12 protein-coding genes are annotated in these 14,500 nt (G+C 52.1%); 8 read left to right on the top strand and 4 right to left on the bottom strand.

Features of this window, described 5'->3' with window-relative positions; genetic code table 11:
• The first annotated feature begins 52 nt into the window (after nucleotides 1-52).
• The 3 genes from glpT (at nucleotide 53) to inaA (ending at nucleotide 3,357) form a co-directional block, all read left to right on the top strand.
• Nucleotides 53-1,411, top strand: coding sequence for a glycerol-3-phosphate transporter (gene glpT, locus QNN88_RS04055; RefSeq protein WP_414239063.1), 1,359 nt, complete (start codon nucleotides 53-55; stop codon nucleotides 1,409-1,411).
• A gap of 4 nt (nucleotides 1,412-1,415) precedes the next feature.
• A complete protein-coding gene (gene glpQ / locus QNN88_RS04050; RefSeq protein ID WP_414239062.1) occupies nucleotides 1,416-2,492 on the top strand; it encodes a glycerophosphodiester phosphodiesterase in 1,077 nt (358 codons plus the stop codon).
• Between the two features lie 214 nt (nucleotides 2,493-2,706).
• Entirely contained in the window at nucleotides 2,707-3,357 is a 651-nt protein-coding gene (gene inaA / locus QNN88_RS04045) for a lipopolysaccharide kinase InaA (protein WP_414239061.1), read from the top strand.
• A 6-nt stretch (nucleotides 3,358-3,363) separates the two neighbouring features.
• On the opposite strand, the gene yfaE is transcribed toward inaA, so the two are convergent.
• The 4 genes from yfaE to ubiG all read right to left on the bottom strand — a co-directional run bounded on the left by yfaE (nucleotide 3,364) and on the right by ubiG (nucleotide 8,346).
• Nucleotides 3,364-3,618, bottom strand: coding sequence for a ferredoxin-like diferric-tyrosyl radical cofactor maintenance protein YfaE (yfaE, locus tag QNN88_RS04040; protein ID WP_414239060.1), 255 nt, complete (start codon nucleotides 3,616-3,618; stop codon nucleotides 3,364-3,366).
• On the bottom strand, nucleotides 3,618-4,748 hold the full coding sequence (gene nrdB, locus QNN88_RS04035; RefSeq protein WP_042317865.1) for a class Ia ribonucleoside-diphosphate reductase subunit beta: 1,131 nt from the start codon (nucleotides 4,746-4,748) through the stop codon (nucleotides 3,618-3,620). Before nrdB ends, yfaE begins: the two co-directional genes overlap by 1 nt.
• A 114-nt stretch (nucleotides 4,749-4,862) precedes the next feature.
• A complete protein-coding gene (gene nrdA, locus QNN88_RS04030) occupies nucleotides 4,863-7,148 on the bottom strand; it encodes a class 1a ribonucleoside-diphosphate reductase subunit alpha (RefSeq protein ID WP_414239059.1) in 2,286 nt (761 codons plus the stop codon).
• 469 nt (nucleotides 7,149-7,617) lie between these two features.
• Entirely contained in the window at nucleotides 7,618-8,346 is a 729-nt protein-coding gene (gene ubiG, locus QNN88_RS04025; RefSeq protein ID WP_414239058.1) for a bifunctional 2-polyprenyl-6-hydroxyphenol methylase/3-demethylubiquinol 3-O-methyltransferase UbiG, read from the bottom strand.
• A 146-nt stretch (nucleotides 8,347-8,492) separates the two neighbouring features.
• Between ubiG and gyrA the strand changes: the two genes are divergently transcribed.
• The 5 genes from gyrA to QNN88_RS04000 all read left to right on the top strand — a co-directional run bounded on the left by gyrA (nucleotide 8,493) and on the right by QNN88_RS04000 (nucleotide 14,438).
• A complete protein-coding gene (gene gyrA / locus QNN88_RS04020; RefSeq protein WP_414239057.1) occupies nucleotides 8,493-11,129 on the top strand; it encodes a DNA topoisomerase (ATP-hydrolyzing) subunit A in 2,637 nt (878 codons plus the stop codon).
• 354 nt (nucleotides 11,130-11,483) lie between these two features.
• Nucleotides 11,484-12,005: a PTS glucitol/sorbitol transporter subunit IIC gene (locus QNN88_RS04015; RefSeq protein WP_042317872.1), complete on the top strand. Its 522-nt coding sequence runs from the start codon at nucleotides 11,484-11,486 to the stop codon at nucleotides 12,003-12,005.
• A gap of 9 nt (nucleotides 12,006-12,014) precedes the next feature.
• A complete protein-coding gene (locus tag QNN88_RS04010) occupies nucleotides 12,015-12,413 on the top strand; it encodes a PTS glucitol/sorbitol transporter subunit IIA (RefSeq protein WP_414239056.1) in 399 nt (132 codons plus the stop codon).
• Nucleotides 12,394-13,410 (top strand): PTS sorbitol transporter subunit IIB, encoded by a 1,017-nt coding sequence (locus tag QNN88_RS04005; protein ID WP_414239055.1) that lies wholly within the window; start codon nucleotides 12,394-12,396, stop codon nucleotides 13,408-13,410. Before QNN88_RS04010 ends, QNN88_RS04005 begins: the two co-directional genes overlap by 20 nt.
• Before the next feature lie 11 nt (nucleotides 13,411-13,421).
• Nucleotides 13,422-14,438 (top strand): Gfo/Idh/MocA family protein, encoded by a 1,017-nt coding sequence (locus QNN88_RS04000; RefSeq protein WP_414239054.1) that lies wholly within the window; start codon nucleotides 13,422-13,424, stop codon nucleotides 14,436-14,438.
• Nucleotides 14,439-14,500 lie beyond the last annotated feature (62 nt).

Below are 14,500 nucleotides of genomic sequence, written 5' to 3'. Positions count from 1 at the left end.
TACCACCTGCGGTGTTTACTACTTATAAAAGACGGGCCACGGAGGCTACATTATGTTGAGTATATTTAAACCAGCGGCGCACAGAGCACGCTTGCCTGCAGCGGAGATCGATCCGACATACCGCCGGCTTCGCTGGCAAATATTTCTGGGGATATTCTTTGGCTATGCCGCGTACTATCTGGTGCGCAAGAACTTTGCCCTTGCAATGCCTTACCTGGTCGAACAGGGTTTTTCACGCGGTGATTTAGGTTTCGCCCTGTCGGGGATCTCAATTGCCTATGGATTTTCGAAATTCATCATGGGCTCGGTTTCGGATCGCTCGAATCCGCGCGTTTTCCTGCCAGCCGGTCTGATTCTGGCCGCGGCGGTGATGCTGTTCATGGGCTTTGTGCCGTGGGCGACATCGAGCATCGCCGTGATGTTTGTGCTGCTGTTCCTTTGCGGATGGTTCCAGGGCATGGGCTGGCCGCCGTGCGGACGCACCATGGTGCACTGGTGGTCGCAGAAGGAACGTGGCGGGATAGTCTCCGTCTGGAACTGTGCGCATAACGTCGGTGGCGGGATCCCTCCGCTGCTGTTCCTGCTCGGGATGGCCTGGTTTAACGACTGGAAAGCCGCCCTGTATATGCCAGCGTTCGGCGCCATTCTGGTGGCGATTTTCGCTTTCGCGCTGATGCGTGATACGCCGCAATCCTGTGGCCTGCCGCCCATCGAAGAGTACAAAAACGACTACCCGGACGACTACAACGAGAAAGCGGAAGAAGAGCTGACCGCGAAGCAGATCTTCATGCAGTACGTTCTGCCGAATAAACTGTTGTGGTACATCGCGATTGCAAACGTGTTCGTTTATCTGCTGCGTTACGGCATTCTCGACTGGTCTCCAACCTATCTGAAAGAAGTGAAGCATTTTGCACTGGATAAATCCTCCTGGGCCTACTTCTTCTATGAATATGCGGGGATCCCAGGCACGTTGCTGTGCGGCTGGATGTCGGACAAAGTGTTCCGTGGTAACCGTGGCGCGACCGGTGTGTTCTTTATGACCCTGGTGACGATCGCTACCATCGTTTACTGGATGAACCCGGCGGGTAACCCGACCGTCGATATGGTTTGTATGATTGTGATCGGCTTCCTGATTTACGGTCCGGTGATGCTGATTGGTCTGCATGCGCTGGAACTGGCACCGAAAAAAGCCGCAGGGACGGCAGCGGGCTTTACTGGCCTGTTTGGTTACCTCGGCGGTTCCGTGGCGGCCAGCGCCATCGTTGGTTACACCGTCGACTTCTTTGGCTGGGACGGCGGTTTCATGGTGATGATCGGTGGCAGCATCCTGGCGGTGATTCTGTTGATTGTGGTGATGATCGGCGAAAAACGCCACCATGCTGAGATGCAACTGAAACGCAACGGGGGCTAAGTGAATGAAAACAGCACTGAAAAACCTGAGTCTGACGCTGATGATGGCGGGCGCGGTAATGGGAAGCCATGCCCTGGCCGCCAGCAACACGGATAAAGTCGTGATTGCCCACCGTGGCGCGAGTGGCTACCTGCCGGAGCATACGCTGCCCGCGAAAGCGATGGCCTATGCGCAGGGAGCGGATTATCTGGAGCAGGATCTGGTGATGACGAAAGACGACCAACTGGTTGTCCTGCATGACCACTATCTTGATCGCGTGACGGATGTCGCGGAGCGCTTTCCGGATCGTGCGCGCCAGGACGGTCGTTATTACGCCATCGACTTTACGCTGGACGAAATCAAATCTCTGAAATTTACCGAAGGGTTTGATCTGGAAAATGGCAAGAAGGTGCAAACCTATCCTGGCCGTTTCCCGATGGGTAAATCGGATTTCCGCGTGCATACCTTTGCTGAAGAGATCGAGTTTGTTCAGGGACTGAACCATTCTACTGGCAAGAACATCGGTATCTATCCGGAGATCAAAGCGCCGTGGTTCCATCATCAGGAAGGGAAGGACATTGCGACGAAAACCCTGGAAGTGCTGAAAAAATACGGTTACAGCGACAAGCAGGACAAAGTTTATCTGCAAAGTTTTGATGTGGCGGAACTTAAGCGCATCAAAAATGAGCTGGAACCGAAAATGGGGATGAACCTGAACCTGGTACAGCTCATCGCGTATACCGACTGGAATGAAACGCAGGAGAAGAAGCCGGACGGTAGTTGGGTGAATTACAATTATGACTGGATGTTCAAACCCGGCGCGATGAAGCAGGTGGCTGAGTATGCGGACGGTATTGGTCCGGATTACCATATGCTGATTGACGAGAAGTCGACGAAAGGCAATATCGTCCTGACAGATATGGTGAAAGAAGCACACCAGAATAAGATGACGGTTCATCCTTATACAGTGCGCGCCGATCAGTTGCCGGAGTACACAACGGATGTGAATCAGCTGTATGACATCCTCTACAACAAAGCGGGCGTGGACGGGCTGTTCACCGACTTCCCCGACAAAGCGGTGATGTTCTTACGTAAAGAGTAATAACCACGTTATTCTCTCCACTGCACCCCAAAGGCGAGCAACCGCTGAGTAAGGTGCAGTTTTTTTATCTCTTTTCCTGCCGCTTTAACGCAAGAAATCACACGTCAGATCAAGAAGTCCGTAGCCGATCATGAATTTCTTAAGATTTCCTTAAGAAGAAGATTTATATTTGTTCGATAAATAATTTATGTGGTTACTGTTACGGATGGTCATAATGGCGCAGGCAGCAGTGCAGAATGAGTTTGAGAGCTGGTGGGCAACGGAAGGCGATTGGGTTGAAGAACCGAATTATCGACGCAAAGGGATGAGCGGTGTGCAATGCATCGAGCGTGACGGGAAGAAACTGTATGTGAAGCGGATGACACAACACCTGTTTCACTCGGTACGCTATCCCTTCGGACGCCCGACGATTGTGCGCGAAATCGCAGTGATCCGCGAACTGGAGCGCGCTGGCGTGATCGTGCCGAAAATTGTCTATGGCAACGCGACAAAAGTTAACGGTGAGTGGCGTGCACTGTTGATTACCGAAGATATGAAAGGTTTTGTGAGCATCGAAGAGTGGTATCAGCAGCACACGCTGACGCCGTATCCTGATGAGGTGCGCGATGCGATGTTAAAAGCGGTCGCGCTGGCCTTTAAAAAGATGCACAGCGTGAATCGTCAGCATGGTTGCTGCTACGTCCGCCATATCTATGTAAAAACAGAAGGCACGGTGGAAGCCGGGTTTTTAGATCTGGAAAAGAGCCGTCGTCGTTTGCGTCGCCATAAAGCGGCGCACCATGACTTCTCTCAGCTTGAGAAGTACCTGAGTCCCATCCCGAAAGCGGACTGGGAACAGGTGAAAGCGTATTACTACGCGCTGTAACGCGCGTTACATCTCAATTTCAATATCGCCATTTGCCCTGCAACAGCAGGGCAAAATTTCGCCGGGCTGAATGAAGGCTAACGGCTCGGCGATCCAGTCCACCTGACCGGCGACCAGACGGCAGCGGCAAGAGCCGCAATAGCCTTCGCGGCACTGATATTCCACTTCAACGTTGTGCGATTCAAGCGCAGCAAGCAGGGAAGGGTGTTCATCCTGGCACAGCAGCTGTGTGCCAGTGATGCGCAGCGTGACGCGTCCCATCAGAGCTGGAAATTACTCAGATCGTCGGTATCGACTTCAGAGTCGATTTGCCCGACCAGATAAGAACTCACTTCCACTTCCTGCGGGGCTACCTGAACGTTATCGGACACCAGCCAGGTGTTGATCCACGGGATCGGGTTGGAACGGGTCTGGAACGGGAGATCCAGACCGACCGCCTGCATACGAATGTTGGTGATGTATTCGACGTACTGGCACAGAATGTCTTTGTTCAGGCCGATCATTGAACCGTCGCGGAACAGATAGTCTGCCCACTCTTTTTCCTGCAGGGCGGCCTGTACGAACAGGTCATAGCACTCCTGCTTACACTCTTCGGCAATTTCCGCCATTTCCGGATCGTCAACGCCGCTGCGCAGCAGGTTCAGCATGTGCTGAGTGCCAGTCAGGTGCAGCGCTTCGTCACGGGCAATCAGACGAATGATTTTGGCGTTGCCTTCCATCAGTTCACGCTCGGCGAAAGCGAATGAGCAGGCGAAGCTGACGTAGAAGCGGATCGCTTCCAACGCGTTGACGCTCATCAGGCACAGATACAGTTTTTTCTTCAGCGCGCGCAGGTTCACGGTGACGGTTTTGCCGTTCACGGTGTGTGTCCCTTCGCCCAGCAGATGCCAGTAGCTGGTCATCTCAATCAGTTCATCGTAATAGCTGGAAATGCCTTCCGCACGTTTCTGGATCTGCTCGTTGGTGACGATGTCATCAAACACAATAGCCGGATCGTTGACGATATTACGAATGATATGGGTGTAAGAGCGCGAGTGAATGGTCTCGGAAAAGGCCCAGGTTTCGACCCAGGTTTCCAGTTCCGGAATGGAGATCAGCGGCAGCAGCGCGACGTTCGGGCTACGCCCTTGAATGGAATCCAGCAGCGTCTGGTACTTCAGGTTGCTGATAAAAATGTGTTTTTCATGCTCTGGCAGCGCCTGATAGTCGATGCGGTCGCGTGAAACGTCAACCTCTTCAGGACGCCAGAAGAAGGAGAGTTGCTTTTCGATCAGCTTTTCGAAGATGTCATATTTTTGCTGATCGTAGCGGGCCACGTTAACCGGTTGACCAAAAAACATCGGCTCCAGCAGTTGATCGTTTTTCGTCTGTGAAAATGTGGTGTATGCCATTGAAGTGAGTCCTGTCAGCTGTGTAATGCCGGATGGCGCTTCGCTTATCCGGCCTACAACATCCGATTGATTTTGTAGGCCGGGTAAGGCTTTTCGCCGCCATCCGGCAACAGATTAAATCTTACATGCGCCGCTTTCGCAGCCATCGTCCTGAATGGATGGCACCAGATCGTCCTGGGCATCTTCCGCACCGTCGCGGGTGTTCTGATAGTACAGCGTTTTAACCCCGAACTTATAGGCGGTGAGCAGGTCTTTGAGCAACTGCTGCATCGGCACTTTTCCTGACGGGAAGCGTGACGGATCGTAGTTGGTGTTGGCAGAAATCGACTGATCGATAAACTTCTGCATAATCCCGACCAGTTGCAGATAACCGTCATTCCCCGGCATTTCCCACAGCAGCTCATACGCGTTGCCCAGGTGCTCGTAGTCCGGCACCACCTGACGCAGAATGCCGTCTTTCGACGCTTTAATGCTGACGTAACCGCGCGGCGGCTCAATACCGTTAGTGGCGTTCGAGATCTGCGAAGAGGTCTCGGACGGCATCAGGGCAGAGAGCGTTGAGTTACGCAGACCATGGGTCTTGATCGACTCACGAAGCGCTTCCCAGTCGAAATGCAGCGGTTCACTGGTAATGGCATCCAGATCTTTCTTGTAGGTGTCGACAGGCAGGATGCCCTGCGCGTAGGTGGTTTCGTTAAACCACGGGCAGGCGCCTTGTTCAATCGCCAGTTCGTTAGAGGCCTTCAGCAGATAGTACTGAATGGCTTCAAACGTTTTGTGCGTCAGGTTGTTGGCGCTGCCGTCGGAGTAACGTACGCCGTGCTTCGCCAGATAGTAAGCGTAGTTAATCACGCCAATACCCAGCGTACGACGCCCCATCGCACCACGTTTGGCAGCCGGGATCGGGTAGTCCTGATAATCCAACAGCGCATCGAGGGCGCGAACGGCCAGTACCGCCAGCTCTTCCAGCTCGTCGAGGCTGTTGATTGCTCCCAGGTTGAACGCGGAGAGCGTACACAGGGCGATTTCACCATTTTCGTCGTTCACGTCCATCAGCGGTTTGGTCGGCAGCGCGATTTCCAGACACAGGTTGGACTGGCGAACCGGCGCGACCTGCGGATCGAACGGGCTGTGGGTGTTGCAGTGATCAACGTTCTGAATGTAGATACGGCCCGTAGAGGCGCGTTCCTGCATCATCAGAGAGAACAGTTCCACGGCTTTGACACGCTGTTTGCGGATGCTGTCGTCTTTCTCATATTTCGTGTACAGACGCTCGAACTCGTCCTGATCGGCGAAGAACGCGTCGTACAGGCCCGGGACGTCGGATGGGCTGAACAGGGTAATGTCTTCCCCTTTCAGCAGACGGGTGTACATCAGCTTGTTGATCTGTACGCCGTAGTCCATGTGACGCACGCGGTTACCTTCCACACCACGGTTGTTTTTCAATACCAGCAGGCTTTCCACTTCCAGATGCCACATCGGGTAGAACAGCGTGGCGGCCCCGCCGCGTACGCCGCCCTGCGAGCAGGATTTCACCGCGGTCTGGAAATGCTTGTAGAACGGGATACAGCCGGTGTGGAACGCTTCGCCGCCGCGAATCGGGCTGCCCAGCGCACGGATACGACCGGCGTTGATACCAATACCAGCACGCTGGGAAACGTATTTCACAATCGCGCTGGAGGTGGCGTTGATCGAGTCCAGACTGTCGCCGCACTCGATCAGCACGCAAGAGCTGAACTGACGCGTCGGGGTACGGACGCCGGACATGATCGGCGTCGGCAGCGAAATCTTGAACGTCGATACCGCGTCATAAAAACGCTTCACGTATTCCAGGCGGGTTTCGCGCGGATAATTCGAGAACAGGCAGGCTGCCACCAGGATATAGAGGAACTGAGCGCTTTCGTAGATCTCACCGGTCACACGGTTCTGCACCAGATACTTGCCTTCCAGCTGTTTAACGGCAGCGTAGGAGAAGGTCATGTCACGGTCGTGAACGATGAACGAATCCATCTGCTTGAACTCTTCTTCCGTGTAGTCTTCCAGCAGATGATTGTCGTATTTGCCCATTTCAACCATTTTTACCACATGGTCGAACAGTTTCGGCGGTTCAAACTCACCGTAGGCTTTTTTACGCAGATGGAAAATCGCCAGGCGCGCGGCGAGATACTGATAATCCGGCGCTTCACGGGAGATCAGGTCTGCGGCAGCTTTGATGATGGTTTCATGGATATCGGAGGTCTTGATACCGTCATAAAACTGGATATGGGAGCGCAGTTCGACCTGGGAGATCGATACGTTATTCAGCCCTTCTGCCGCCCAATCCAGAACCCGATGGATTTTGTCGAGATTGATGCGCTCTGTACTACCATCACGCTTTGTCACCAGCAGACTCTGATTCATGTGGTTTTTACCTGTCCGTGAAAGAAAAAATATCCCCTGCATTATCCACAATGCCACCTTGTGACTAACTCTGTGGATAAATACTATATGTAGGGGTTGAGTGTTAAAGTAAACGCTATATGGTGAGTATTCTAGTAGGGATTCTTTTCAGCACAAGAGTTGATTTTGAGGTTAAATTGAGGTTGCGAAAGGGTAAGAAACGCTAAGTGCACGTCTTATAAGGCCTGGCGGGGATGTCAATAATTCATAAAAAAAATAGATAATTTGATCGAGTGCTGATTTCTTCAACGAAGGTGTAGAAAGTTCTTATGACCTGGCGCAAATTTTGTAAGCCGGATGGCGACATCAATGTTTTATCAGGCCTACAGGCACATCTTTGTAGGCCTGATAAGCGGAGCGCTATCAGGCAGTGTTGCCATTAGCATGCCGGATGGCAGCGTTGAACGCCTTATCCGGCCTACAGGAGCGGTTAATCAACCCTGGCGGTAGTATGCACCATATAGTTAACATCAACGCCGGGGCCAAGCTTGAAGGTGTTGGTGATGGGGTTGTAGTGCAACCCGGTCATATGGCGTTCCTGCAAAATCGTCTGATCCACCCAGCCTAACAGCTCCGCAGGCTTAATAAATTTTTTAACATCGTGGGTGCCTTTTGGCACCATGCGCAGAATATATTCCGCGCCGACAACGGCCATCAGCCAGGATTTGCCGTTGCGATTCAGGGTAGAGAAGAACACCTCACCGCCAGGTTTTACCAACTCGGCGCAGGCGCGGACCACCGATTGCGGATCGGGAACGTGCTCCAGCATCTCCATGCAGGTGACAACATCATATTGATGAGCATGTCTGGCGGCGTGCTCTTCCACGGTTTCCTGCACATATTCCACCTGAATTCCGCTTTCCAGCGCATGCAGTTTTGCCACCTGCAACGGCTCAAAACCCATGTCCAGACCGGTCACCGTGGCGCCTTCACGCGCCATACTCTCGGCCAGAATGCCGCCGCCGCAGCCGACGTCGAGCACCTTTTTACCAAACAGGCCGCCTGAGCGTTCGGCAATGTAGCCCAGCCGCAGTGGGTTAATGCGATGCAATGGCTTGAATTCGCCTTCCAGATCCCACCAGCGCGACGCCACGGCTTCAAACCTGGCGATTTCTTCGGGATCAACGTTACGGTTTACCGGTGGTTTTACGGCATTCATCGGTGCATATACTCCTTATAGGGCTAGTTGCAGAAGTATATCAGTCCACGCGGGTGAATAAAGCTTATTGGTTTACCTCAATCTCTGCGGTTGTGTTATAATTTGCGACCTTTGAATCCGGGATACAGTAGAGGGATAGCGGTTAGATGAGCGACCTTGCGAGAGAAATTACACCGGTCAACATTGAGGAAGAGCTGAAGAACTCTTATCTGGATTATGCGATGTCGGTCATTGTTGGCCGTGCGCTGCCGGATGTCCGAGATGGCCTGAAGCCGGTACACCGTCGCGTACTTTACGCCATGAACGTATTGGGCAATGACTGGAACAAAGCCTATAAGAAATCAGCCCGTGTCGTTGGTGACGTAATCGGTAAATACCACCCGCACGGCGACTCTGCGGTATATGACACCATTGTTCGTATGGCTCAGCCGTTCTCACTGCGCTATATGCTGGTGGATGGTCAGGGGAACTTTGGTTCCATTGATGGCGACTCTGCGGCGGCGATGCGTTATACGGAAATCCGTCTGGCGAAGATTGCCCATGAGCTGATGGCCGATCTGGAAAAAGAGACGGTTGATTTCGTTGACAACTATGACGGCACGGAAAAAATTCCTGACGTCATGCCGACCAAAATCCCTAACCTGCTGGTGAACGGTTCGTCCGGTATCGCCGTAGGGATGGCGACCAATATTCCGCCGCACAACCTGACAGAAGTGGTCAACGGTTGTCTGGCGTATATCGACGATGAAGACATCAGCATTGAAGGGCTGATGGAATACATCCCGGGGCCGGACTTCCCGACGGCGGCGATCATTAATGGTCGTCGCGGTATTGAAGAAGCCTACCGTACCGGTCGCGGTAAAGTGTACATTCGCGCTCGCGCGGAAGTGGAAGCTGACGCGAAAACCGGTCGTGAAACCATTATCGTCCATGAAATTCCGTATCAGGTGAACAAAGCGCGCCTGATCGAGAAAATCGCGGAACTGGTCAAAGACAAACGCGTTGAAGGCATCAGCGCGCTGCGTGACGAGTCTGACAAAGACGGTATGCGCATCGTGATTGAAGTTAAGCGCGACGCGGTCGGAGAAGTGGTACTGAACAACCTCTACTCCCAGACTCAACTGCAGGTCTCTTTCGGCATCAACATGGTGGCACTGCACCATGGTCAGCCGAAGATCATGAACCTGAAAGACATCATTTCCGCGTTTGTGCGCCACCGCCGTGAAGTGGTGACCCGCCGTACCATTTTCGAACTGCGTAAAGCCCGCGATCGTGCGCATATCCTTGAAGCATTGGCGATTGCGCTGGCGAACATCGACCCGATCATTGAGCTGATTCGTCGCGCGCCAACCCCGGCGGAAGCGAAAGCTGCATTGATCGCACGTCCGTGGGATCTGGGCAACGTGGCGGCGATGCTGGAACGTGCCGGTGACGACGCTGCGCGTCCGGAGTGGCTGGAGCCAGAATTCGGCGTGCGTGACGGTCAGTACTACCTGACAGAACAGCAGGCCCAGGCGATTCTGGATCTGCGTTTGCAGAAACTGACTGGCCTTGAGCATGAAAAACTGCTCGATGAATACAAAGAGCTGCTGGAACAGATCGCGGAACTGCTGCACATTTTGGGCAGCGCCGATCGCCTGATGGAAGTGATCCGCGAAGAGCTGGAACTGATCCGCGATCAGTTTGGTGATGAGCGTCGTACCGAAATCACCGCGAATAGCGCCGATATCAATATCGAAGATCTGATCAACCAGGAAGATGTGGTTGTGACCCTGTCTCACCAGGGCTACGTGAAGTATCAACCGCTGACCGACTACGAAGCACAACGTCGTGGTGGGAAAGGCAAGTCGGCTGCACGTATTAAAGAAGAAGACTTTATTGACCGCCTGCTGGTGGCCAACACCCATGACACGATCCTCTGCTTCTCCAGCCGCGGTCGCCTGTACTGGATGAAGGTCTATCAGTTGCCAGAAGCGAGCCGTGGTGCGCGTGGTCGTCCGATCGTCAACCTGCTGCCGCTGGAAGCCGACGAACGTATTACCGCTATCCTGCCGGTTCGTGAGTATGAAGAGGGCGTGAACGTCTTTATGGCGACCGCCAGCGGTACGGTGAAGAAAACCGCGCTGACCGAATTCAGCCGTCCGCGTTCTGCCGGGATTATCGCGGTGAACCTGAACGACGGTGACGAACTGATTGGTGTGGATCTGACCTCCGGTTCCGATGAAGTCATGTTGTTCTCGGCGGCCGGTAAAGTGGTGCGCTTTAAAGAGGACGCAGTCCGTGCAATGGGCCGTACTGCGACCGGCGTACGAGGCATCAAGCTGGCGGGCGAAGACAAAGTCGTCTCCCTGATTATTCCACGTGGCGAAGGCGCGATTCTGACCGTGACGCAAAACGGTTACGGTAAGCGTACCGCGGCGGAAGAGTATCCGACCAAGTCTCGTGCGACGCAGGGCGTTATCTCTATCAAAGTGACCGAGCGCAACGGTTCCGTCGTTGGCGCGGTACAGGTAGATGATTGCGACCAGATCATGATGATCACCGATGCCGGTACGCTGGTGCGTACCCGCGTATCGGAAATCAGCGTGGTGGGGCGTAACACTCAGGGCGTGATCCTCATCCGTACCGCGGAAGATGAAAACGTCGTGGGCCTGCAGCGTGTGGCAGAGCCCGTGGATGACGAAGAACTCGATTCCATCGATGGCAGCGTAGCAGAAGGGGATGATGATATCGCCCCGGAAGCGGAAACCGACGACGATGTTTCCGATGACGCTGATGAGTAATCTGCGGGTTTAAATACTGCACAAAAAGGGAGGCGTTGCCTCCCTTTTTTACGTCCTGATATCACGATTCCCTCGTCAAAAACCTTGTCTGGAGAGTTTTGCATTTTATGTATAAAAATACAAAATGTAATGAATAATTATAACTCTGTGAAGGTGCTCACTGTTTGTTCAGCCATTTACCGCTAACTTTCCTGTTACCGAACATCGATATTTAAAATTCATGACTGGCAGGAGAACTCAAAATTTATTTCATAAAAAATCTGAAGTTTTAAAGAAAAATGCGTTGGCTGCCTTCATCTGTCAGTTCACTTCTGACGGATGAATATACTTATATTTACACCTTGGGAGTTAACTATGATAGTTGAAATAGCAGAAGGCTTTATCCATCTTTTTCAGAGTGCAGGTAAGATATTCTCTGGAATGATCGTTAGTACCATTCCTATGCTGATAACCTTAATTTTGACGGTTAATTTCATTATGAAGTTAATCGGTCAGCAGCGAATGGAAAAAGTCGCCACCCTGATGGGAAAATCAAAAATATTAACCTACGGAATTTTACCCAGTTTTGCCTGGTTCTTCCTCAGCAGCCCCGGGGCGCTGACAATGGGCAAATTCTTACCTGAACGCTGTAAGCCCGCTTATCAGGATGCGCTGGGCAGTACCGTACACCCGCTGACTTCTCTGTTCCCGCACATTGTTCCCTCGGAGCTCTTTATCTGGCTGGGCGTAGCCGCCGGGCTTACCCGACTCGATCTGCCGGTTGCCGATCTGGCTTTACGCTATATCGCTGCCGGTATTTTACTTGGCTTTATCCGCGGTTTTCTTACGGAATATATCTTTACCCGGCTGGAGAAACGCGAACTTAATCAGGAATAAGGGATAACAATGAAAGTACTATTTTCGGCTGACGTCGTAAAGGCTGGAAGAAAAGTGGAAGAGGGACTGCTTAATGGAATGTTGATCACCTTTAATGATCGCGCACCGGAAGATTATCTCGACTATGTGCTGGTTATTAAGAATATTGTTTGTGATGCGACGCCATTACAAAAAACAGCAGACTATGTTTTACAGATTAATCACCAGACGTGGAATATAACCTGCTGGGGGGAGGCCGCGTGGCAAAATTTATGCGAGTTAGGCCATGTGACGGTGGTATTTGACGGGGCTGAAAAACCACTAGCCTATGGTTCATTACACGTAACAAATCATTGTTCTCCATCCGTAAATGAATTGATTGGCCCATTGACAATAATGAGGAAAACCAATGAAAACTGTACTGATTAAAAAAGGTCATTCAGGGATTGGCGATGATATGTATTTATATCGCGATACTGGCAGGGTGATCCTGTCGCTAACCGGGAAAACCATTGACCCGGTAGCGAAAAAACTGGGTGAAATGCTGGAGATGACGGTGGTTAACGGCTTTGATGCCATGCCGGATGATAAGAAAATCCTCTGTGTGGTGATCAACTGCGGCGGTTCACTGCGCTGCGGCATCTATCCGCAGAAAAGAATCAAAACAATCAACGTGTTACCTACCGGTGCGATGGGGCCGCTGGCGAAGTATATCACCGAAGATATCTATGTTTCGGATGTAAGCCTTGAATCGCTTTCGCTGATTGAGACCATTAATCAACCGGTAAACGAGGAGGACATCGTTGAACTCGCTGAGCCCGCTGGTGCAGGGGACACCCCCGCAGTCGCCCATGACAGCGTGGCAGTAAAACCGCGTGGTTCAGCGACCAACACCGCGCTGGAGTTGATGACGCGTTTTGCGACGGGGATCGGTAACTTTGTCAGTCTTCTCTACTCCTCGGCGCGTGAATCGGTTGAGTTGTGCATTAAGAACGTTATCCCCTTTATGGCTTTTATCTCGGTTCTGATCGCCCTGGTGCAGGAGACGGCGATTGGCCAGTGGACCGGAAATGCGCTGTCGCCGCTTGCCGGATCGTTAACCGGACTGTTTGTGATTGCGATTATCTGCGGTCTGCCATTTATCTCGCCCATTCTGGCTCCCGGCGCGGCGATTGCGCAGGTTGTGGGTGTGCTGGTGGGAACGCTAATCGGAAGCGGGGTGGTTTCACCGCTGATGGCGCTTCCGGCGCTGTTCGCGATTAACGTCCAGGTGGGCGCGGACTTTATTCCCGTTGGACTTTCCATGCAGGAGGCGAAAGAGAAGACCATTCGTCTTGGTGTTCCTTCATTTCTGTTATCAAGGATGATTACCGCGCCTCTGGCGGTGGCTATCGGTTATCTGTTTTCGTTTGGCTTATTTAACTGAGGAATCGTGTAATGAAGAAAATCAATGCCGCGGTGGTGGGAGCAGGGATTTACGGCAAGCATCATATCAATGCGTATCACTATAACCCGTGGGTCAATCTGGTGGGGTTTTGCGAAATCAATCCGGACATCCGTGCCAGCGTTGCGGCGGAGTTTCAGGTGCCGGGTTATGCCTCGCTGGCAGAGTTGTTTGCCGCAACAGAGGTTGATCTGGTGTCAATCGCCACGCCGGATCCCTTCCACTTTGATGCCACGATTGAGGCCATCGAAGCGGGTAAACATGTGCTGATTGAAAAACCGATGGCGACCACATCCGCAGAATGTCGGGAAATCATTCGCTGTGCACAGCAACACGGGGTAAAGATTGGTGTCGATTACCACAAGCGCTGGGACGGGATGGCGCAGCATATTCATCATGAACTGTTGAAACCTGAAACAGGCCAGGTCCTGCGTGGCTACATGAGTATGGACGATATCATCGACGTGCCGAAAAACTGGCTGTCCTGGGCGAATGAGAGCTCTCCCGTTCATTTCCTGGGAACGCACTGTTTTGATTTGATTAGATATTATATGAACGGTGCCAATGCAGTAAGCGTCTATGCGATAGGGCAGAAGAAGAAGCTGGTGGCGGAAGGTATTGATGCCTGGGACACCATTCAGTCTTTCGTCACCTTTGATAATGGCGCGCAATGGACTGTGGAAGTGGGGTGGTGCTTACCTCTTTCATTCCCCAAAGCCAATGATGGCCGCAGTTTTGTTATCACCGAGAATAATTATTATCGTGCCGATGCGCAGTTACGCGGCTATGAAATGTTTACTCCGCAGCGTAGTGCAACGCCAAATTATAATTTTATTAACTACGTTAATAATAAGGCCAGTGGCTACGGAATTCAGCCAATACATGATTTTGTTGAGCATATATTATTTGATACGCCTTATCTGGCAACGGCAGATGATGGGCTGCAGGCGACGTTAATTTGCGAAGCCGTACATCATTCATTATCAACAGGAAGTATTGTGCAGTTATAAGTAATTTACAGTTTACGCCTCATAAACATTCTTTTCTGGCTTTAATTTCTCTGATTAAGGCA

Source organism: Citrobacter sp. ANG330 (assembly GCF_047467925.1).
Lineage (GTDB): Bacteria > Pseudomonadota > Gammaproteobacteria > Enterobacterales > Enterobacteriaceae > Citrobacter_A > Citrobacter_A amalonaticus_G.
Note: the sequence above shows the minus strand (reverse complement) of the source record. Positions and strands in the feature narration are given on the sequence as shown.

Excerpts from the sequence above, each read along its gene's own strand:
- nrdA (WP_414239059.1), bottom strand. The coding sequence starts at position 7,148 with ATGAATCAGAGTCTGCTGGTGACAAAGCGTGATGGTAGTACAGAGCGC.
- glpT (WP_414239063.1), top strand. The coding sequence starts at position 53 with ATGTTGAGTATATTTAAACCAGCGGCGCACAGAGCACGCTTGCCTGCA.
- nrdB (WP_042317865.1), bottom strand. The coding sequence starts at position 4,748 with ATGGCATACACCACATTTTCACAGACGAAAAACGATCAACTGCTGGAG.
- QNN88_RS04015 (WP_042317872.1), top strand. The coding sequence starts at position 11,484 with ATGATAGTTGAAATAGCAGAAGGCTTTATCCATCTTTTTCAGAGTGCA.
- QNN88_RS04005 (WP_414239055.1), top strand. The coding sequence starts at position 12,394 with ATGAAAACTGTACTGATTAAAAAAGGTCATTCAGGGATTGGCGATGAT.
- gyrA (WP_414239057.1), top strand. The coding sequence starts at position 8,493 with ATGAGCGACCTTGCGAGAGAAATTACACCGGTCAACATTGAGGAAGAG.
- ubiG (WP_414239058.1), bottom strand. The coding sequence starts at position 8,346 with ATGAATGCCGTAAAACCACCGGTAAACCGTAACGTTGATCCCGAAGAA.
- glpQ (WP_414239062.1), top strand. The coding sequence starts at position 1,416 with ATGAAAACAGCACTGAAAAACCTGAGTCTGACGCTGATGATGGCGGGC.
- QNN88_RS04000 (WP_414239054.1), top strand. The coding sequence starts at position 13,422 with ATGAAGAAAATCAATGCCGCGGTGGTGGGAGCAGGGATTTACGGCAAG.
- QNN88_RS04010 (WP_414239056.1), top strand. The coding sequence starts at position 12,015 with ATGAAAGTACTATTTTCGGCTGACGTCGTAAAGGCTGGAAGAAAAGTG.
- yfaE (WP_414239060.1), bottom strand. The coding sequence starts at position 3,618 with ATGGGACGCGTCACGCTGCGCATCACTGGCACACAGCTGCTGTGCCAG.
- inaA (WP_414239061.1), top strand. The coding sequence starts at position 2,707 with ATGGCGCAGGCAGCAGTGCAGAATGAGTTTGAGAGCTGGTGGGCAACG.